The sequence below is a fragment of the Gemmatimonadaceae bacterium genome (assembly GCA_036496605.1).
Classification (GTDB): domain Bacteria; phylum Gemmatimonadota; class Gemmatimonadetes; order Gemmatimonadales; family Gemmatimonadaceae; genus AG2.
The window spans coordinates 1-17,685 of the sequence record DASXKV010000038.1 but is presented as its reverse complement, the minus strand read 5'-3'; the positions used below and the strand labels follow the sequence as shown (position 1 = coordinate 17,685).

Genomic DNA, 17,685 nt, shown 5'->3' with positions numbered 1-17,685 from the left:
CCGATCGCGAATTCAGCATCTAATCATGTCGCCTCGCTCGCTCCGACTCGGTCTGCTTCAGGTACTCGCGCTTATTAGCGCGGGACCATAGCGGCTGGGAGGATCGGGCAACACGGTAGAACGACACGCCCCTCCCGCATCGGGAGGGGCGTTTGACTGAAGGCCCCTTCGCACTGAAGGGGCCTTTTCGCGCATGGAGGTTTTGTATGCGGTCTGACACGATCAAGCGCGGCTTCGAGCGCGCGCCCCACCGCAGCCTCCTGCGCGCAACCGGTCAGATCCGGTCGCCTAACGATTTCGACAAGCCGTTCGTCGCCGTCTGCAACTCCTACCTGGACATCGTTCCCGGTCATGTCCACTTGCAGGAGTTCGGGCGCGTCGTCAAGGAGGCGATCCGCGCGGCTGGCGGTGTGCCGTTCGAGTTCAACACGATCGGCGTCGACGACGGCATCATCATGGGACACGAGGGCATGCGCTACTCGTTGCCCTCGCGCGAGCTCATCGCCGACGCCGTCGAGACCATGGCGCGGGCGCATTGCTTCGACGCGATGATCTGCATTCCGAACTGCGACAAGATCGTTCCAGGAATGCTCATGGGCGCCGCGCGCGTGAATCTCCCAACCATCTTCGTCTCCGGCGGACCGATGCAGGCCGGCATCGATCGCAGCGGCGGCAAGATCGATCTCATCACGGTGTTCGAGGGCGTCGGCGCGCGCCTCGCCGGAACGATCGACGACGCGCGGCTCACCGAGCTCGAGACCGCGGGGTGCCCGACGTGCGGCAGCTGCAGCGGCATGTTCACCGCCAACTCGATGAACTGTCTCTGTGAGGCACTCGGTATCGCGCTGCCGGGGAATGGGACGATCCTCGCGACGTCGCCGGAACGTCACGCACTCGCGCAGCGCGCCGCCGTTGCCTTGATGGACCTGTTCGCGAGAGGTGTCACCTTCGGCGATATCGTGACCGCGAGATCGATCGACAACGCCATCGCCCTCGACGTCGCGATGGGCGGCTCGACGAACACCGTGCTGCACGTGCTCGCGCTCGCACGCGAGTCCGGCCTCGTCTATCCGCTCTCACGCTTCAACGAGGTGGCGGAGCGGGTGCCCCATCTCGCGAAGATCTCGCCCGCGTGGGACGGCGACCGGCAATGGCACATGCAGGACGTTCACGCGGCCGGCGGCGTTCCCGCCATCCTCAAGGAGCTCTCCGCTCTTCCCGGCGCGCTCGATCTCGACGTACCGACCGTCACCGGCGGTTCGTTAGGCGAGAACCTCGCTGACGTCACCAATGACAACCCCGAATGCATTCGGCCGCTGGCGCACCCACACTCGGCGCGTGGGGCGCTCTCGGTGCTCTTCGGCAATCTCGCGCCGCACGGTGCCGTGATCAAAGTGGGCGCCGTCGAGCAGCACGAGATGACATTCCGGGGACCGGCGCGCGTGTTCGATTGCGAGGAGGATGCGATCGATGCGCTTCGCGAAGGCCGCATTCAACCGGGCGAGGCCGTCGTCGTGCGCTACGAGGGGCCGCGCGGCGGGCCCGGCATGCGCGAGATGCTCTCGCTCACGAGCATGCTCAAGGGGATGCCGCTCGGCGCGCGCGTCGCGCTCATCACCGACGGCCGCTTCTCCGGCGGCTCGCGCGGGTTGAGCATCGGGCATGTAGCGCCCGAGGCGGCGGAAGGCGGCCCGATTGCACTGCTCCGTGATGGCGACACGATCGCGATCGATCTCGCCGGCCGAACGCTCGAAGTCGAGCTGGCGCCTAACGAGCTCGCCTGGCGGCACAGCGAATGGACGCCGCCGGCCCCGAAGTACCTGCGGGGTTGGCTCGCGCGCTATGCCGCCCTCGTTTCCAATGCGAGCGCCGGCGCGGTTCTCGAGATGCCGGCTTTGGCACCGCTGCCGCACTCGGCGAGCCTCACGCCCGTCGCAGCCGGCCGATGAGCACATCAGTAACCGGCGCTCAAGTGATGTGCGAGGCGCTCATCCGCGAGCGGGTGGACGTCATCTTCGGCATTCCCGGCGGAGCGATCATGCCGTTCTATCACGCCCTCGCCGGTTGTCGGGATCGACTGCATCATGTGCTCTGCCGCCACGAGCAGGGCGCCGGCCACGCCGCCGAAGGTTACGCGCGTTCGACCGGTCGCGTTGGTGTGTGCGTCGCGACGAGCGGCCCGGGGGCCACGAATCTCGTCACGCCACTCGCCGACGCCTGGATGGATTCGACGCCGCTCGTCGCCATCACCGGACAGGTGCCGCGATCGTTACTGGGCAAGGATGCATTTCAGGAAGTCGACATCACCGGCATCACCGTCCCGATCACCAAGCACAACTACCTCGTCACTCACGCCGAGGAGTTGCCCTACGTGTTCCGCGAGGCGTTCTTCCTCGCCGCGAGCGGGCGCCCCGGCCCCGTACTCATCGATGTCACGAAGGACGCGCAGCAGGCCCGCCTAACGCCTAACTGGGACGTCGAGCTGGATCTGCCCGGTTATCGGCCGACCTACACCGGAAACTCACGTCAGATCCGCGCCGCGGCGGCACTGCTGAAGGATGCCGAGCGACCGCTCGTCATGGCCGGCAACGGTGTCATTCAATCCGGCGCGACGGCGGAGCTCCTCGCGCTCGCCGAGCGCACCGGCATTCCTGTGATCACAACGCTCCACGGCATGGGCGCGTTCCCCGAGACTCACCCGTTGAGCCTCGGCATGCCGGGGATGCACGGCTGGGTCCACGTGAATCGCGCGCTCCAGGAGTGCGACGTACTCCTCAACGTCGGTGGGCGATTCGACGATCGCGTGACCGGAAAGGCGTCGACGTTCGCGCCGCGCGCAACCGTCATTCACATCGACATCGATCCGTCGGAGATCGGCAAGAACGTGCCCGTTGCCGTGCCCATCGTCGGTGATGCCCGGAACGTGCTGCAGGCGCTCCTCCGGGAGCTGCAGCCGCGACGGTGTGACGAATGGCTGGCGCACATTCGCCTCGAGCAACTGCAGTGTCAGCAGCGACACCGCGAGCTCGTGCGGCCGTCGGGCGCGGCACTCATGCCGCACGACGTCTACGCGGAGTTGAACCGGACGCTCAACGACCGCGGCGATTACCGCGTCGTCACCGACGTCGGACAGCATCAGATGTGGGCCGCCCAACTGATCGACTGGCACCGGCCACGGACGCACATAACGAGTGGGGGCGCCGGGACGATGGGCTTCGCGCTGCCGGCGGCGCTCGGCGTGGCGCTCGCCTGGCCTAACGAGACCGTGTGGGCGATCGTCGGCGATGGCGGCTTTCAGATGACGAACCAGGAGCTCTCGACGCTCGTGCAAGAGAATGTTCGTAACGTGAAGGTTGCCATCGTGAACAATGGGTACCTCGGCATGGTGCGGCAGTGGCAACAACTCTTCGAGAACAAGGTGTACAGCGCCACGCCGCTCATCAGCCCCGACTTCGCCAAGCTCGCCGAGGCGCATGGTCTGCTCGGCCTCACGGTCGAGCGCATGGAGGATGTCGAAGACGCGGTGCGTCGGGCGTGGCAGCATGACGGCTCGGTCGTGATCGACTTCCGCGTCGAGCGCGAGGTGAACGTGTTCCCGATCGTGCCGCAGGGGAAGAGCATCGGCGAAATGCTGACTCATGAATGACGGAGGCCGTGACCGATGAAACACACGCTAGTTGCTCTGATGCAGGACCGGCCGGCGGTGCTTCACCGCGTCGTGAGCCTCTTCCGGCGCCGCGGCTACAACATCGATAGCCTCGCGGTGGGGCAGAGCGAGACGTCGGGCGTGAGCCGGATGTCGCTCGTCGTCGACGCGGAGAATGTCGAGCAAGTCATCAAGCAGCTCTATCGCCTCGTCGAGGTGCTCAAGGTCACGGACGTGACCGATGAACGCACCGTGGACCGCGAGACGGTTCTCGTGAAGGTGGGCGCGCCCGCCGGCACGCGGCGTGACGTCGTCGCGACCGCGAGCGCGTGCGGAGCGAAGATCCTCGACGTCGCGTCGTCGTCGGTGGTCATCGAGATCACCGGAGACCCGGACGAGGTCGAGCGTTTCATCGAGGCGGTTAGGCCCTTCGGTCTCAAGGAAATGATGCGTACCGGGCGCATCGCCATGACCCGTGGCACGCCGCACCGCTCTCACTCCTCTTTCGCCCCTCTCTCGCCCCTAGTCCCTAGCCCCTAGCCCCCTAGCCCCTCGACACATGACTCAATTGTTCTATGACCGGGATGCCGCGCTCGAGCGCCTCCACGGACGACGGATCGCCATCATCGGCTTCGGTAGCCAGGGGCATGCCCACGCACTGAACCTTCGCGACAGCGGCCTGGACGTGACCGTCGGGCTGTACGAGGGGTCGAAAAGTTGGGAGAAGGCCCAGCGCGCAGGCCTAACGGTGCTGCCCGTCGCGGAGGCAGCCGAAGCGGCCGCGCTAATAATGATCCTCACTCCCGATACCGCGCAGGCAAAAATTTACGAGGAGGAGATCGCGCCCTCGTTGGGCACAGGAAAGACGCTCATGTTCGCACACGGCTTCAATGTGCGCTTCTGCCAGATCATTCCTCCGCCTAACGTGGACGTGAGCATGGTCGCGCCAAAATCCCCCGGTCACCGTGTCCGCGAAGTCTTCCTCCAGGGCGGAGGCGTCCCGGCGCTCGTCGGGGTGCATCAAGACGCGTCCGGCGGCGCTCTCGCCGATGCGCTCGCCTATGCGAAGGGAATCGGCTGCACGCGGGCCGGCGTCCTTCAGACAACATTCGCCGAGGAGACCGAGACGGATCTCTTCGGTGAACAGGCGGTCCTCTGTGGCGGCGTCTCCGCGCTCGTCAAAGCCGGATTCGAAACGCTCGTCGAAGCAGGCTATCAGCCCGAAGTCGCATACTTCGAGTGCATGCACGAGTTGAAGTTGATCGTCGACCTCTTCTACCAGGGGGGCCTGAACTACATGCGCTACTCCGTCTCGGACACCGCCGAGTATGGCGACTATGTCGCCGGACCGCGGATCGTCACCGACGACACTCGCGCCGCGATGCGACAGCTCCTCGAGGAGGTGCGCAACGGCTCCTTCGCCTCGGCGTGGATCGACGAGAACCGTAAAGGCCGGCCGCAATTCAATCGCCGGCGACGGGAAGACGCGGCTCACCCAATCGAGAGCGTCGGTCGCGAGCTGCGGCGGATGATGACTTTCGTAAATCCAAAGGAGGTCGTCCCCGGCGCCGGGGGCGCATGACGACGAGCTCCGTCCAGACCGCGGGCGCGATGCGCCGCGAAGGCCTGTACGATCCGTTTTATGAGCACGATGGCTGCGGGATTGGATTTCTCGCCCATGTGAAGGGTGAGCGCTCTCCGGAAATCGTTCGCGGCGCGCTCGAGTTGCTTGGGAACCTCGCCCACCGAAGCGCGGTCGCCGCCGACTCGGAGACGGGCGACGGCGCGGGGATACTGGTTCAGATTCCGCACGCGTTCCTCTGGCGCGTATGCCGAGACATCGGCATCAGCCTTCCAGAGGCGGGCAGCTACGGCGTCGGCATGATGTTCTTGCCGCCTAACGAGACTCACCGTGCCGAAGCCGAGTCCCTCATCGAGCGCGTCGTGGCCGATCGCGGGTGCCGTGTCCTCGGCTGGCGCGACGTGCCGGTCGACGAGCAGTACTGCGGAGCCTCGGCGCGCGCGACGCGGCCGGCGATCCGTCAACTCTTCGTCGCGCCGCTCGGCGTGAATCTGAGCGTGGACGACGCGTCCACATTCGAGCGCGCACTCTACGTGATCCGCCGGCACATCGAGCGCGTGAGTCGTGAGGCGGCGCCCGAAGGCCAGCCGTCGACCTACGTCGCCAGTCTCTCGTCACGCACGCTCGTGTACAAGGGCATGCTGCGCCCGACGCAGTTGCGTCATTTCTATCCCGATCTCGTCGAGACCGACTTTGCGTCTGCGCTCGCGCTCGTCCACTCGCGTTTCTCGACGAACACATTCCCATCGTGGCCGCTTGCGCATCCCTATCGCTACGTCTGCCACAATGGCGAGATCAACACGCTGCGCGGCAATCTCACGTGGATGCGCGTCCGCGAAGCCGGCATGTCGTCCGAGCAGTTCGGCGACTGCATGGGCGAAATAATCCCGGTCGTATCCGAAGGACAGAGCGACTCGGCGTGCTTCGATAACGTGCTCGAGCTGCTCGTACAGGCGGGGCGTCCGCTCGCGCACGCGATGATGATGCTCATTCCCGAGGCATGGGAAGGCGACGAGACGATGTCTCCGGAGCGACGCGCGTTCTACGAGTATCATTCCTCGATCGTCGAGCCGTGGGACGGACCAGCCGCGATGGCGTTTACCGATGGACGTCAGATCGGCGCGGTGTTGGATCGCAACGGACTGCGTCCGGCACGCTACGTCGTCACCAACGACGACGTGGTCGTACTCGCCTCGGAGGCGGGAGCACTTCCCTTCCCGCCCGAGAAGATCCGCGCGAAGGGTCGGCTCGAGCCCGGGCGAATGCTGCTTGTCAACACAACGCAGGGACGCGTCCTCGATGACGTCGAGCTGAAGGAGGAGTTGGCATCGCGGCGGCCGTATCGACGTTGGCTGGCGGAAGAGCGGGTCACACTGCCGGAACTCCACGCCGACGCTCGCGCGCCCGCTGATACCCATCCCGATGTCCTCGTTAGGCTCCAGCGACTCTTCGGATACAGCGCTGAGGAGCTGCGGATGGTCCTCGCGCCGATGGCGACCACAGGCGAGGAGGCGCTTGGCTCGATGGGGAATGACACGCCGCTCGCTGTGCTCTCCGACCGGCCGCAGCTCCTGTTCGCGTACTTTCGGCAGCTCTTCGCGCAGGTCACGAACCCCGCGATCGATCCGATTCGCGAGCGGCTCGTGATGTCGTTGCGAATGAATCTCGGGCCGCAGAAGAACGTGCTCGACGAGACGCCGGAGCACGCCAGGCAGCTCCGCCTCGACGACCCGGTGCTGACGCGCGCGTCGATGAGCAGACTGCGCGCGTTGACGGCGCCCGGCCATCGCCTAACGACTCTCGCCGCCATCTTTCCCACCGGCGACGGGCCGCACGCGCTCGAGCGCGCGGTCGACGCGCTCTGCCGTGCCGCCGCGCACGCAGTCCGCGCAGGATGCGGCATCATCCTGCTCAGCGACCGCGACGTCGACGAACAACACGCGCCGATTCCGTCGCTGCTAGCCGTCGCGGCGATTCATCATCATCTCATTCGCGAGCGGCTGCGAGCCCGCGTCAGTATCGTCGTCGAGACCGCGGAAGCGCGAGAGACCGCGCATTTCGCGCTGCTCGTTGGATACGGCGCCAGCGCTGTCTATCCATACCTCGCCCTCGAGACGATCGCAGACATGGCGCGTCGCGGCGATCTGGTGACCGTCTCCGATCCGGCGACCGCCGACTTCCATTACGTGAAAGCCGTCGACAAGGGGATGCTCAAGATCCTCGCGAAGATGGGCATCTCCACCCTGCAAAGCTTCTGCGGCGCGCAGATCTGCGAAGCTATCGGGCTGGATCGCGCGCTCGTCGAGCGCCACTTCACCGGTACGTCCTCGCCAGTTGGTGGCATCTCACTCGAGACGATTGCTGCCGAAACGCTCGAGCGTCACTCGGCGGCGTTCGGCGCACTTTCCGACGCACTGCTCCTCGACTTCGGTGGAGAATACCACTACCGCAGCCAGGGCGAACATCACGAGTGGAATCCCGCGACGATCGCGAAGCTGCAGCACGCGACCCGGGGCAATGCCTACGCGACCTACCGCGAGTTCAGCCAGCTCGCGAACGAGGAAGCCGTTAGGCAGCGTACCCTCCGCGGCCTGCTCGACTTCGACGGACGAGACCCGGTGCCGCTCGACGACGTGGAACCGGCGTCGGCGATCGTGAAGCGCTTCGTGACGGGCGCCATGTCTTTCGGCTCGATCAGTCGCGAGACGCACGAGACGCTCGCCGTCGCGATGAATCGGCTCGGCGGTCGCAGCAACACTGGCGAGGGTGGAGAGGAGCGAACGCGCTTCGGCACGGAGCGCAACAGCGCGATCAAGCAGGTGGCGTCGGCGCGGTTTGGCGTGACGACCGAGTACCTCGTGAATGCCGCCGAGCTACAGATCAAGATCGCGCAAGGCGCGAAGCCCGGCGAAGGTGGTCAGCTGCCCGGCCACAAGGTGGACGACGTCATCGCGAAAACGCGCCACTCGACACCTGGTGTGACACTGATCTCACCGCCGCCGCACCACGACATCTATTCGATCGAGGACCTCGCACAGCTGATTTATGATCTCAAGAGCGTGAATCCGCGCGCGACCGTCTCGGTAAAGCTCGTCGCCGAGTCGGGCGTTGGGACGATCGCGGCGGGGGTCGCAAAGGCGCGCGCGGACTTGATCACCATCTCCGGTGACTCGGGCGGAACGGGAGCCTCCCCGCTCTCCTCGATCAAACGCGCCGGAATCCCGTGGGAGATCGGCCTCGCCGAAGCGCAGCAGACGCTCGTGCTCAAGGGTCTGCGCGCACGCGTGCGTCTTCAGACCGACGGTCAACTCAAGACCGGCCGCGACGTCGTCATCGCCGCTTTGCTTGGCGCGGACGAATATGGGTTCGCGACCGCGCCGCTCGTCGTTGCCGGCTGCGTGATGATGCGCAAGTGCCATCTCAACACGTGTCCCGTTGGGATCGCGACGCAAGACCCGGAGCTCCGCGCCAACTTCACCGGTCGGCCGGAGGATGTGATCAACTATTTCTTCTTCGTCGCCGAAGAAGTGCGTGAGCTGATCGCGAAGCTCGGCTTCCGCACGATGGTCGAGATAATTGGCCGGTCCGATCTCCTCCGACCACGCCTAACGCTCGCGGCCGGCAAAGCGCGCACGCTCGACCTCACGGCCCTGCTGCACGTGCCGGCGCCAGGTGAGCGAGCCGGTACGAGCGCACGACACCACGTGCGACAGCAGCAACACGATCTGGATGACGTGCTCGATCACACGCTCATCGAGCAGGCGCGGCCGGCGCTCGAGCGTCGGGAACGCGTGGCGATCGATCTTCCGATTCGCACCGCCGACCGTGCCGTCGGCGCGATGCTCTCGGGGGAGATTGCGAGACGTTACGGGGAAGCCGGCTTGCCTGACGAGAGCATCGTCATTCGTTTCGTCGGTTCGGCGGGACAGAGTTTTGGCGCCTTTGCCGCGCGCGGACTCTCGCTCGAGCTCGAGGGTGAAGCAAACGATTATGTCGGAAAGGGCCTGTCCGGAGGACGTCTCGTCGTGCGCGCGCCCCGAGGTGCGCTCTTCCTGCCTGACGAGACGGTCATCGCCGGTAATACCGTGTTGTATGGTGCGACGTCGGGCGAAGCATACTTTGGTGGCGTCGCCGGCGAGCGATTCGCCGTACGCAACAGCGGCGCTGCTGCCGTCGTGGAAGGTGTTGGCAATCATGGTTGCGAATACATGACGGGCGGCGTGGTCGTCGTGCTCGGTCGCTCGGGACGAAACTTCGCCGCGGGAATGAGCGGCGGCATCGCGTTCGTCCTCGACGAAAGCAGTTCGTTCGAACGCAACTGTAATCGAGAGATGGTGGAGCTCGGGCCCGTGATCGACGCCAGCCACCGGGATGTTCTTCGCCGGCTCGTAGAGCAGCACGCCCGGTACACCGGCAGTCCGCGCGCGCGGCATATGCTCTCACGATGGGAACAAACGCTGCGCCATTTCGTTCTCGTTATGCCGGTGGAGTACCGCAAGGCACTTGCCCGCACTCGTGAGGCGGAGGCAGGTCGGGCCGAGGAGGCGCTGCGGCATGGGTGATCTGCGGGGATTTCTCAGCCTCCGACGCGCAACGCCCACGCGCGAGCCTGCGGAGACGCGCGTGCAGCACTGGCGGGAGTTCTATGCGCCGATGCCGGAGCGTGAGCTCCGCGACCAGGGCGCGCGATGCATGGATTGCGGCGTGCCGTTCTGTCAGGGCGACACCGGTTGTCCCGTTCGGAATGTCATCCCTGATTGGAATGACCTGGTCTACCGTGACAAGTGGCGCGAGGCCCTCGATGCCCTGCACGCGACGAACAATTTCCCCGAATTCACTGGGCGGCTCTGTCCCGCGCCGTGCGAGTCAGCCTGCGTGCTCACACTCATCGAGCAGCCAGTGGCGATTCGCACCATCGAGCAAGCAATCGCGGATCGTGGCTTCGCCGAGGATTGGGTGACGCCGGCAATGCCGCGGGAAGAGACTGGGCGTCGCGTCGCCGTGATCGGGTCGGGCCCGACCGGTCTCGCCGCCGCGCAACAGCTCCGCCGACTCGGCCACGCCGTCGTTGTGTTCGAGAAAGCTGATCGTGTCGGCGGCTTGTTGCGCTATGGCGTTCCCGACTTCAAGCTCGAGAAAACCGTGCTCGACCGCCGCCTCGCGCAGCTGACGGCGGAAGGAATCGTTTTTCGCACCGGAGTAAACGTCGGCGAAGACGTCGCGGTCGGCGAGCTCCGTCGCGACTTCGATGCGATCTGTCTGGCGCTCGGCGCGCAGGCGGCCCGGGAGCTCGACGTTGGCGGCCGCGAGCTGCACGGCATCCATCTCGCCATGGAGTACCTCACGCAGCAGAACCGCCGTCTCGCCGACGACGCCATCGATGAACAAACGCTCATCGACGCGCGCGGCAAGCGCGTCGTGATCATCGGGGGCGGAGACACCGGTGCCGACTGTGCCGGTACGGCGATCCGGCAAGGCGCGCGGAGCGTGCAGCAGTTTGTGCTCATCGCGCAGCCGTCCACGAGCCGCGACGAATCGACCCCGTGGCCGCTCTGGCCGATGCAGCTCCGCACGTCCCACGCACACGAAGAGGGCTGCTCACGAGAGTGGAGCGTCTCGGCGACGGGATTTGCCGGAAGGCATGGACGTGTACAGCGGCTCAACGCCATTCGCGTCGAAACGCGCTCGATGGCGGATGGGGCGCCACGAGTAGTGCCCCTCCCCGGCACCGAATTTTCGCTACGCGCGGATCTCGTGCTGCTCGCAATCGGATTCACTGGCGCCGGAGACAGCGACCTGCTTCGGGAGCTTGGCGTCGTGTGTGGAGACGACGGTTTGGTGTCGACGGACGCGACGCACCGAACGAACGTCCCCGGTGTGTTCGCCGCCGGCGACGTGCGGCGCGGCGCGTCACTTGTCGTGTGGGCAATCCGTGAGGGACGCGACGCGGCGCACTGGATCGACCGGGAGCTGACTACCCACGCCGAGCGGTGAGATCCCCGCCGCCAAGCCGACGACGTCGCTTTCGCGGGCGGACCGATGGCATCGGTCCAACGATCCTTCACTCGCGGATGTCTGAATTCGCATGACACTCACCGACACTTTCGCGCAGGACATCCGCTTCGGCATCCGGTCCGTCCGGCGTGACATGGGCGCCGCGATCTTCGCCATCGCCATCGTGGCGGTCGGCATCGGCGCGAGCACCACCGTGTTCAGTCTCTGCCGCGCGCTACTGCTTCGTCCACTTCCATTTGATAGGCCGGAGCGGCTGGCGTGGATCGCCAACGGCACGTCGGAAAATCTTTCTGGCCAGACGGTGCAGGTGCACAACCTGCTCGCGCTCCGCGAGGAGAATCGCTCGTGGAGCGCCATCGCCGGTGTGTTTCCCTTCTATGCCCCGGGTGACGTCCGCTTCACGGGCGCGGGCGAGCCGGAGCGGCTCACCGGCGTTCCGGTGACGCAGAACTTCTTCGACGTACTCGGTGTGAAGCCACTGGCCGGTCGCTTCTTCGACGATGCGGAGAGCCGCTGGCACGCGCCGAAGACCGTCGTCCTCGGGCAGCAATTCTTCGAGCGCCGCTTCGCGGGAAACCGTGCGATCGTCGGCCGCTCCATCATACTCGACGACAGCGCTGTCACCGTCATCGGCGTACTGCCGGCGTCGTTTGACTTTTCGGCGACGTTCACGCCCGGACGCCGCGCCGACATCTTCTTTCCATTTCCCCTCAGCGCGGAGACCAACAAGCAAGGAAATACGCTCGCTCTGATCGGACGGCTCCGGGACGGTGTGTCGCTCGATGCCGCGCAAGCCGAGGCGACGCTGATCGCAACGCGGCATAACGCCGACGTCGTGGATGGCCGGTCGATCAATCGGTTCCGTCCGAATGTGAGCACGTTGCGGCAGCACGTGAGCGGACGATTCCAGTCCGCATTGTTCGTTCTGGCGGCCGCGGTGGTATTCCTGATGTTGCTCGTCTGTGCCAACCTCTCCAACCTGCTCCTGGTGCGCGCGTCGGCGCGTCGCCGGGAGATGGCGGTGCGCACTGCCCTCGGCGCGCCAAGGTCGCGTCTCGTCAGGCAGCTGCTGGCGGAGAGCGTCGTGCTCTGTGGCAGCGGCGCCGCGTTAGGCGCAGCGTTCGCGGTGGCCGGCACCTTCGCGGTGTCGCGTCTCCAGGGAACCACGATTCCACTGCTCAACGGCGTGCGCGTGGACATCGTCGTCCTCGGCTTCACGGGTCTCGTTTCTATGCTCGCGGGCGTCGCGTCCGGAGTGCTCCCCGCGCTGCACGCGTCGGCGTTCGTGCCCGGCTCGCTCGCCGAGGGAGCGCGGGGCTCGACTGAAGGGCGCAGCGGGCGGGCGCGACGCGTGCTCGTGGTCAGCGAGGTCGCACTCGTGTGCGTGCTCCTCACCGGTGCGGGGCTGCTGGCGCGCAGCCTTTCGCGTGTGCTCGACGTCCAGCCGGGTTTTGCGTCGAACGATGTCGTCGCTGTCCGCGTCGATCCCCGGGCCAGCGGACGCGACGCGGCCGCCAGGAACGCGGTGTATTTCGATGCCATGGTTCACGAGCTGTCGGGCGTGCCGGGAGTACAGGCGCTCGGCCTCACCGACGCATTGCCGTTAGGCGACAATTTCGGATGGCGGCGATGGAGCGTGGATGTTCCGGGAGACACTACGCGCGTCTTTCCGCTGGTGCGGATGATCGACGAGGGCTACCTCCGCGCGATGAGGATCCCGCTGCTTGCGGGGCGCGCATTCGCCGCGACCGACAATGCCGGGAGCGAGCCGGTGATCATCATCAACGAGCGACTCGCGCAGACGCTGCTTCCGGGCGAGAACGCCATCGGGCATTACGTGCGCACGTCGGGCGTCAATCGCCGTGTCGTCGGGATCGTCGGCGACGTCCGCTACTTCGGCCTGGATCACGCCACAGACCCTGAGATGTACATGCCGCTGCGCACCGGCGACTATCAGTCCGTGGATCTCGTGGTGCGCGCGGCGGTTCCGGCGTCAACGGTCGAGTCGGGAATCCGCAACGCGCTGCATCGCGTGGATCCGACGCTGCCCGTCGCCGAATTCCGCACGATGCAGCAGCTCGTGGATCGGTCGACGTTCACGCGACGTTTCGTGGTACTGCTCGTTGCCGCGTTCGCCGCGTTCGGGTTGATCCTCGCGTCGCTCGGCATCTACGCGGTGATCTCGTACTCCGTGACCCAGCGGACGCAGGAGATCGGCATCCGCATGGCGCTCGGCGCAACAGCGGGCATCTTGCGCGCGAACATTCTGGGCCAGACGGCGAGGATGGTGCTCTTCGGCGTCGCGATCGGACTGCCGGCGTCGTTTGTGACAGCACGCGCCATTCGGGGACTGTTGTTCGACGTCGGCGCGTCGGATCCAGCGACGTTCAGCGCGGTGCTCGTGCTGCTCGGATTGGTCGCGCTGCTCGCGGGCTACCTGCCGGCGCGGCGTGCGACGCAGGTGGATCCGGCGATCGCGCTCCGTCCGCGCTGACGGAGCAGGGCTCGCCGTTGGCTCCTTCTGGAGCGTGCGCACTGGGAGCAATCCATTCCGTCGTACCTAACGACACGGCGAAGCGATCACAGGACGCGGTTCTGCGCGTCCAGGAGCGCGAGGCATCGTGCGGCGAGCGACGCGGTGTCATATCGAGTGCCGTCATTCGCTTGCCACACGCAGTCGTCCGCGGGAGGCTCGATCGGACGCAGAATGAGATCGGCGACCATTGTTGCTCCCTTTGCGGGCCGCGCATGCCCTCGTCGTGTGACTTTGCCGCGCCAGACCAAGACGTGCAGCTCCCCGAGGACCGCCTCCTCGGTCGCGTCGGCGAACCACGAGACGCTGACGGCGCAATCCGCCGCCTGAAGCACACACCCGGTCGGCGTGCGATGCTGCTCGACCGGACCCTTGAGTTCCCCGACACGCTTCAGCACGCGTTCGGGCGCCAGCTCATCAAGTAGCTGCGTGACGGAACGTTGAACAGCGTTTTTCGCTTTTGCGCTCGCCGACGAGCTCCATTGAAGCGTTCGGGGGTTCGCTGGGTCGGTCATGTCTCGGGCTTCAGTCGAAGGCGCTCTCGTGATGATCACGTCCCGGATCGGACGCATTTCCCGATCTCCGTTCGGTGAACGCTACAATCATTCATTGAGCGTGTGAAGCGAGCCATTCGACGCTGCTCGCCATTGCGTCCGAATCGAGCGTTGCGTCCGGGCCGTTGTAGCTTGTCACCACCTGCGCCGCACTCAACTCGGCGCGCGGTGGGACAGATCATGCATCACTCTCTCCATCTGGGCGCGGAGGCGGCACTCGTGTTGGATCTGGATGGCATTCTCGGCGTGCTGCCGCACCGTTACCCCTTTCTCTTCGTCGATACGGTCCTCGAGCTGGAGCGCGGAAGACGCATCGTCGCGGTCAAGAACGTTTCCGCCAACGAGCCGTTCTTCGCGAATCCCGGCCCGGGGCACTGGACTATGCCGGGCCTTCTCATTGTGGAGGCGCTGGCGCAGGCGGGTGCGATTCTCCTCCTCGCCGACCAAGCGCCGGGGACGAATCGCGTCGCATATTTCGCTTCGCTCGACAATGTGCATTGGCCTGCAGCCGTGTGTCCTGGCGATCAAATACGCCTGGAGCTCAGTGTCGCGCGGCAACGGGGCCGACTGCACAAGGTTCACGGCCGCGCGCTGGTCGGCGACACACTCGTCTGTGAGGCCGATTTGGGTGCGGTTGTGGTCGACCGATGATGCACGCACATGTGCCAGGCCGTTTCCGTTGGATGAAGAAGGTCGCTCCCCTCCGTATTCCCCTCTACGAGCGTGCGGCCGGGTCAGGGTTACGCATGGTCAATGTCCAACGCCTGCTCCTGTGCCTTTGCGAAATCGACTCGCAGGTCCGACTTGGCGCCGTCCAGGTTCACGGGCGCGAACTGCTGCCCTCGAAGCCACGCGCGATTCGCCCGCTCGGCGACCGTCGTGAATCCTTGCTCGCGCAGCCGTTTCAGGACGCTACGCTGGAGGAGGGTGAGCCCTTGGTGCATACCGTAAGGTAAAAATGGCCCGGATTGATGCCCGGGCGGTGATCGTCAGTCGGAGCGCCACCGGCGTAAGATGAGCAAACCTTAATAGTCGCTCATTACGCGATTCTCAGAATTCACTGGCGCTCGCGCGTTGGGTAGAGCCGCACGGCACTAGTGCGGGGAGTCTGTGTTCTCCGGCGTCGGCGCCTCATCGACTCGTCGCTCATCACGGCGCTGCTGCCGCTCGGCGCGCTTGAGATCCTTCTTGGTCTTGCGGTCCTGTTCTTTACGACGCTTCTCGAAATCGTAGTTGCGCTTGGGCGGCACGGCTTCTTGGTGGTTGGGGTGAAGGCGCGCGGAGGGAACCGCGGCCTATCAAAGCTATCAGCCGCGACCCCTTATTATGAAGCGCGGCTAGCACCGGTGCGACGCGTGTCGGGTTTGTGCCGACATGGATATGTCGTCCACCTCGAGAACGACGTCCAGAAGGTGAATCCGGGCGCCTAACGAGCATGTCGATGGAGACCAAAAACCCCGTCCACGTCTGGTATTGGTCAGGGCGAGAGGACCGCAACCTCGCGCACGGCGCGGCAGCAAGTCCACGAATAGCGATCTCGACGCCCGCTGGGTCCTCAACCCGCCGGGGTGCTTTATCCGTCGGTCACTCGAGGCGAGGTTGCGCGAACTCGGCTCGCCGTTCGACGTGGCCTCCGAGATCAACAATATCGACATGCAATTGTCTCTCGTGGCGAGCGGGATCGGCCTCGGGCTCATCCCCGCGCGATTTCTCGCCTCCCATCCGAAGCGGCGGCGGCTGGAGCGAATCACGCGGTCCGGCATCAGCATCGAGGCATCGATCGTGTTCATGCAAGCCAACCATCTAGGCCGACTCGAGGCGGCGGCGACCTTTCTCAACGAGGAGTTTCGAACCCACTTCGCGGATCGCGGCGTCCATTGATCGCGCCGCACTCAACTGGATGGCGGCAGCGGATCAGCGCCCGCGGGACGCTCCCGTCAGAGGTGCAGCTCCATGAATACGGCGCTGGAACGATACCTGTCCATCGTGTCGCGCGGCTGATACTCCGTCATGCTGTTGTCGGCATACGGAGTGATCTCAGCGAAACCGACGGACTTGTAGAGCGCGTGAGCCGAGGACAGGAACTTCAGACTTTCCAATCGCACAGCGTCGTAGCCGATCGCTCGCGCGTCTGACAGGAGTTGCTGGAGCAGGAGGCGACCCGCGCCGACTCCTCGGACGTGCGGCTGCAGATACATCCTCTGGATTTCAGCGACACCCGGCGTGAGGCGTTTGAGACATCCGACTCCGACGTTCGCGCCCTCGCGGCGGATCAGGTAGAACCGGCCGCTGGGGGGGTAGAACTTCGCCCGATCCTCGATATCCGACGTGGCCATCGTTTCGATATCGAAAGACAGGCCGTAGCTCGCGGCAGCAGAGCTCGCGATCCATCGCAAGTATTCGGCAATCAGGTGCCGCGCGGCTTCTCGCGTTGCCGTATCCTCGACGGCGACCAGCTCGATCATCGATGGTTTCGCGGCAACGGTCATTTTATCGGGTCACGATGGGCAAGTACGCACGGTACGGCCCCACCGCCTCGCGGTACTGCTTCGCCATCACCCGAGCGGCCTGCGCGATGTGTCCCAAGTCGTGGGCGACCCATGTCGCGAGTAACTGCCGGAGCGTGACCGCTCCCAACTCAGGGTGCTCCCCTTCCAGAGCGAGTTCCCTGTCGGTCAGTCGCCACCCAACGAGCGTCGTCAGGTTCGCTGCACGCAACGACGCAAACTCATCGAGGAGGCCGTCGAGCGAATCGCTCCGACTCCCCCGCAATGGCGGGACGCGGTCGAAAGGCGTGAAACGGCGGTTCGGTCCCTGGGCGAGGATGAGTTGCGCGCGCGCAACCCAGTTGGCGCGCTCGCCAAGGATCAGGTGCCCCACGATGACATATGGGCTCCAGGTCTCCGGGCCCTCCGTCGCGTCGGCCCACGCGGGGGCGAGCCCACGCAGCAGCGCGCGAAGTGTCGGCGGGGTACGCTCGAGGACCGCGGTACCCAGCATCAGGTCAAACTCCATCGCTCACCTCGGGTCAGGAAGGACTGTGCGCCGTCTCAATGATGGTGTGAACGAACGGGTAAGGGTGGGCATTGTGTGCGTCAACTGCAATCATTTCACGATCATATTGCTCGCTTCGCAATCTGACCCGCGAGATGCGCGCGGCTCTCACAACCCATGAGGGCCGCTCACCAATTGCATGATGACAGTTCACTGGACTTGACATCGCCTGACTAACATAGATAGCCTATGTCATGCCTGCCATGCGCGACACCATCCCGCCGGGAACGCTCGACATGCTGATCCTGAAGACGCTGCTCCTCCGCGGCGAGCTTCATGGCTTCGAGATCGCCGAGAACAT

Annotated in this window: 14 protein-coding genes; 9 read left to right on the top strand and 5 right to left on the bottom strand. The window is 65.4% G+C overall.

Annotated elements, in window-relative coordinates; translation table 11 throughout:
• Positions 1–206: 206 nt before the first annotated feature.
• The 7 genes from ilvD to VGH98_15065 all read left to right on the top strand — a co-directional run bounded on the left by ilvD (position 207) and on the right by VGH98_15065 (position 13,737).
• Positions 207–1,949 (top strand): dihydroxy-acid dehydratase, encoded by a 1,743-nt coding sequence (gene ilvD / locus VGH98_15095; protein HEY2377301.1) that lies wholly within the window; start codon positions 207–209, stop codon positions 1,947–1,949.
• On the top strand, positions 1,946–3,646 hold the full coding sequence (ilvB, locus tag VGH98_15090) for a biosynthetic-type acetolactate synthase large subunit (GenBank protein HEY2377300.1): 1,701 nt from the start codon (positions 1,946–1,948) through the stop codon (positions 3,644–3,646). Before ilvD ends, ilvB begins: the two co-directional genes overlap by 4 nt.
• Before the next feature lie 15 nt (positions 3,647–3,661).
• Complete coding sequence (gene ilvN, locus VGH98_15085; protein HEY2377299.1) at positions 3,662–4,186, top strand: acetolactate synthase small subunit; 525 nt, start codon at positions 3,662–3,664, stop codon at positions 4,184–4,186.
• Between the two features lie 19 nt (positions 4,187–4,205).
• Positions 4,206–5,228, top strand: coding sequence for a ketol-acid reductoisomerase (ilvC, locus tag VGH98_15080; protein HEY2377298.1), 1,023 nt, complete (start codon positions 4,206–4,208; stop codon positions 5,226–5,228).
• The gene (gene gltB / locus VGH98_15075; GenBank protein HEY2377297.1) at positions 5,225–9,790 is read left to right on the top strand and encodes a glutamate synthase large subunit; all 4,566 of its coding nucleotides are present in this window, start codon (positions 5,225–5,227) and stop codon (positions 9,788–9,790) included. The genes ilvC and gltB overlap by 4 nt, the downstream gene beginning before the upstream one ends.
• The gene (locus tag VGH98_15070) at positions 9,783–11,222 is read left to right on the top strand and encodes a glutamate synthase subunit beta (protein ID HEY2377296.1); all 1,440 of its coding nucleotides are present in this window, start codon (positions 9,783–9,785) and stop codon (positions 11,220–11,222) included. Before gltB ends, VGH98_15070 begins: the two co-directional genes overlap by 8 nt.
• 91 nt (positions 11,223–11,313) lie before the next feature.
• Positions 11,314–13,737: an ABC transporter permease gene (locus VGH98_15065; protein HEY2377295.1), complete on the top strand. Its 2,424-nt coding sequence runs from the start codon at positions 11,314–11,316 to the stop codon at positions 13,735–13,737.
• Positions 13,738–13,823: 86 nt separating this feature from the next.
• Here the strand turns inward: VGH98_15065 and VGH98_15060 are convergent, their stop codons facing one another.
• The gene (locus VGH98_15060; protein HEY2377294.1) at positions 13,824–14,348 is read right to left on the bottom strand and encodes a hypothetical protein; all 525 of its coding nucleotides are present in this window, start codon (positions 14,346–14,348) and stop codon (positions 13,824–13,826) included.
• A 162-nt stretch (positions 14,349–14,510) separates the two neighbouring features.
• Here VGH98_15060 and fabZ point away from each other — a divergent pair, with 162 nt between their 5' ends.
• Entirely contained in the window at positions 14,511–14,981 is a 471-nt protein-coding gene (gene fabZ / locus VGH98_15055) for a 3-hydroxyacyl-ACP dehydratase FabZ (protein HEY2377293.1), read from the top strand.
• Between the two features lie 89 nt (positions 14,982–15,070).
• On the opposite strand, the gene VGH98_15050 is transcribed toward fabZ, so the two are convergent.
• Complete coding sequence (locus VGH98_15050) at positions 15,071–15,274, bottom strand: hypothetical protein (protein ID HEY2377292.1); 204 nt, start codon at positions 15,272–15,274, stop codon at positions 15,071–15,073.
• Between the two features lie 150 nt (positions 15,275–15,424).
• Positions 15,425–15,580 carry a hypothetical protein gene (locus tag VGH98_15045; protein HEY2377291.1) on the bottom strand — a complete coding sequence of 52 codons (156 nt, stop codon included), beginning with the start codon at positions 15,578–15,580 and terminating at the stop codon, positions 15,425–15,427.
• Between the two features lie 223 nt (positions 15,581–15,803).
• Here VGH98_15045 and VGH98_15040 point away from each other — a divergent pair, with 223 nt between their 5' ends.
• Positions 15,804–16,211: a LysR family transcriptional regulator substrate-binding protein gene (locus VGH98_15040; GenBank protein ID HEY2377290.1), complete on the top strand. Its 408-nt coding sequence runs from the start codon at positions 15,804–15,806 to the stop codon at positions 16,209–16,211.
• Positions 16,212–16,267: 56 nt separating this feature from the next.
• Here the strand turns inward: VGH98_15040 and VGH98_15035 are convergent, their stop codons facing one another.
• Both VGH98_15035 and VGH98_15030 read right to left on the bottom strand, forming a co-directional pair.
• Positions 16,268–16,819, bottom strand: a complete 552-nt coding sequence (locus VGH98_15035; protein ID HEY2377289.1) for a GNAT family N-acetyltransferase — start codon at positions 16,817–16,819, stop codon at positions 16,268–16,270.
• Between the two features lies 1 nt (position 16,820).
• Complete coding sequence (locus VGH98_15030; protein HEY2377288.1) at positions 16,821–17,345, bottom strand: DinB family protein; 525 nt, start codon at positions 17,343–17,345, stop codon at positions 16,821–16,823.
• Positions 17,346–17,685 lie beyond the last annotated feature (340 nt).

What these genes read in the sequence shown, in the direction of transcription:
- VGH98_15035 (HEY2377289.1), bottom strand. Translation starts at nt 16,819, where the DNA reads ATGACCGTTGCCGCGAAACCATCGATGATCGAGCTGGTCGCCGTCGAG.
- ilvC (HEY2377298.1), top strand. Translation starts at nt 4,206, where the DNA reads ATGACTCAATTGTTCTATGACCGGGATGCCGCGCTCGAGCGCCTCCAC.
- VGH98_15050 (HEY2377292.1), bottom strand. Translation starts at nt 15,274, where the DNA reads ATGCACCAAGGGCTCACCCTCCTCCAGCGTAGCGTCCTGAAACGGCTG.
- VGH98_15070 (HEY2377296.1), top strand. Translation starts at nt 9,783, where the DNA reads ATGGGTGATCTGCGGGGATTTCTCAGCCTCCGACGCGCAACGCCCACG.
- fabZ (HEY2377293.1), top strand. Translation starts at nt 14,511, where the DNA reads ATGCATCACTCTCTCCATCTGGGCGCGGAGGCGGCACTCGTGTTGGAT.
- gltB (HEY2377297.1), top strand. Translation starts at nt 5,225, where the DNA reads ATGACGACGAGCTCCGTCCAGACCGCGGGCGCGATGCGCCGCGAAGGC.
- VGH98_15030 (HEY2377288.1), bottom strand. Translation starts at nt 17,345, where the DNA reads ATGGAGTTTGACCTGATGCTGGGTACCGCGGTCCTCGAGCGTACCCCG.
- VGH98_15065 (HEY2377295.1), top strand. Translation starts at nt 11,314, where the DNA reads ATGACACTCACCGACACTTTCGCGCAGGACATCCGCTTCGGCATCCGG.
- VGH98_15060 (HEY2377294.1), bottom strand. Translation starts at nt 14,348, where the DNA reads ATGCGTCCGATCCGGGACGTGATCATCACGAGAGCGCCTTCGACTGAA.
- ilvB (HEY2377300.1), top strand. Translation starts at nt 1,946, where the DNA reads ATGAGCACATCAGTAACCGGCGCTCAAGTGATGTGCGAGGCGCTCATC.
- ilvN (HEY2377299.1), top strand. Translation starts at nt 3,662, where the DNA reads ATGAAACACACGCTAGTTGCTCTGATGCAGGACCGGCCGGCGGTGCTT.
- ilvD (HEY2377301.1), top strand. Translation starts at nt 207, where the DNA reads ATGCGGTCTGACACGATCAAGCGCGGCTTCGAGCGCGCGCCCCACCGC.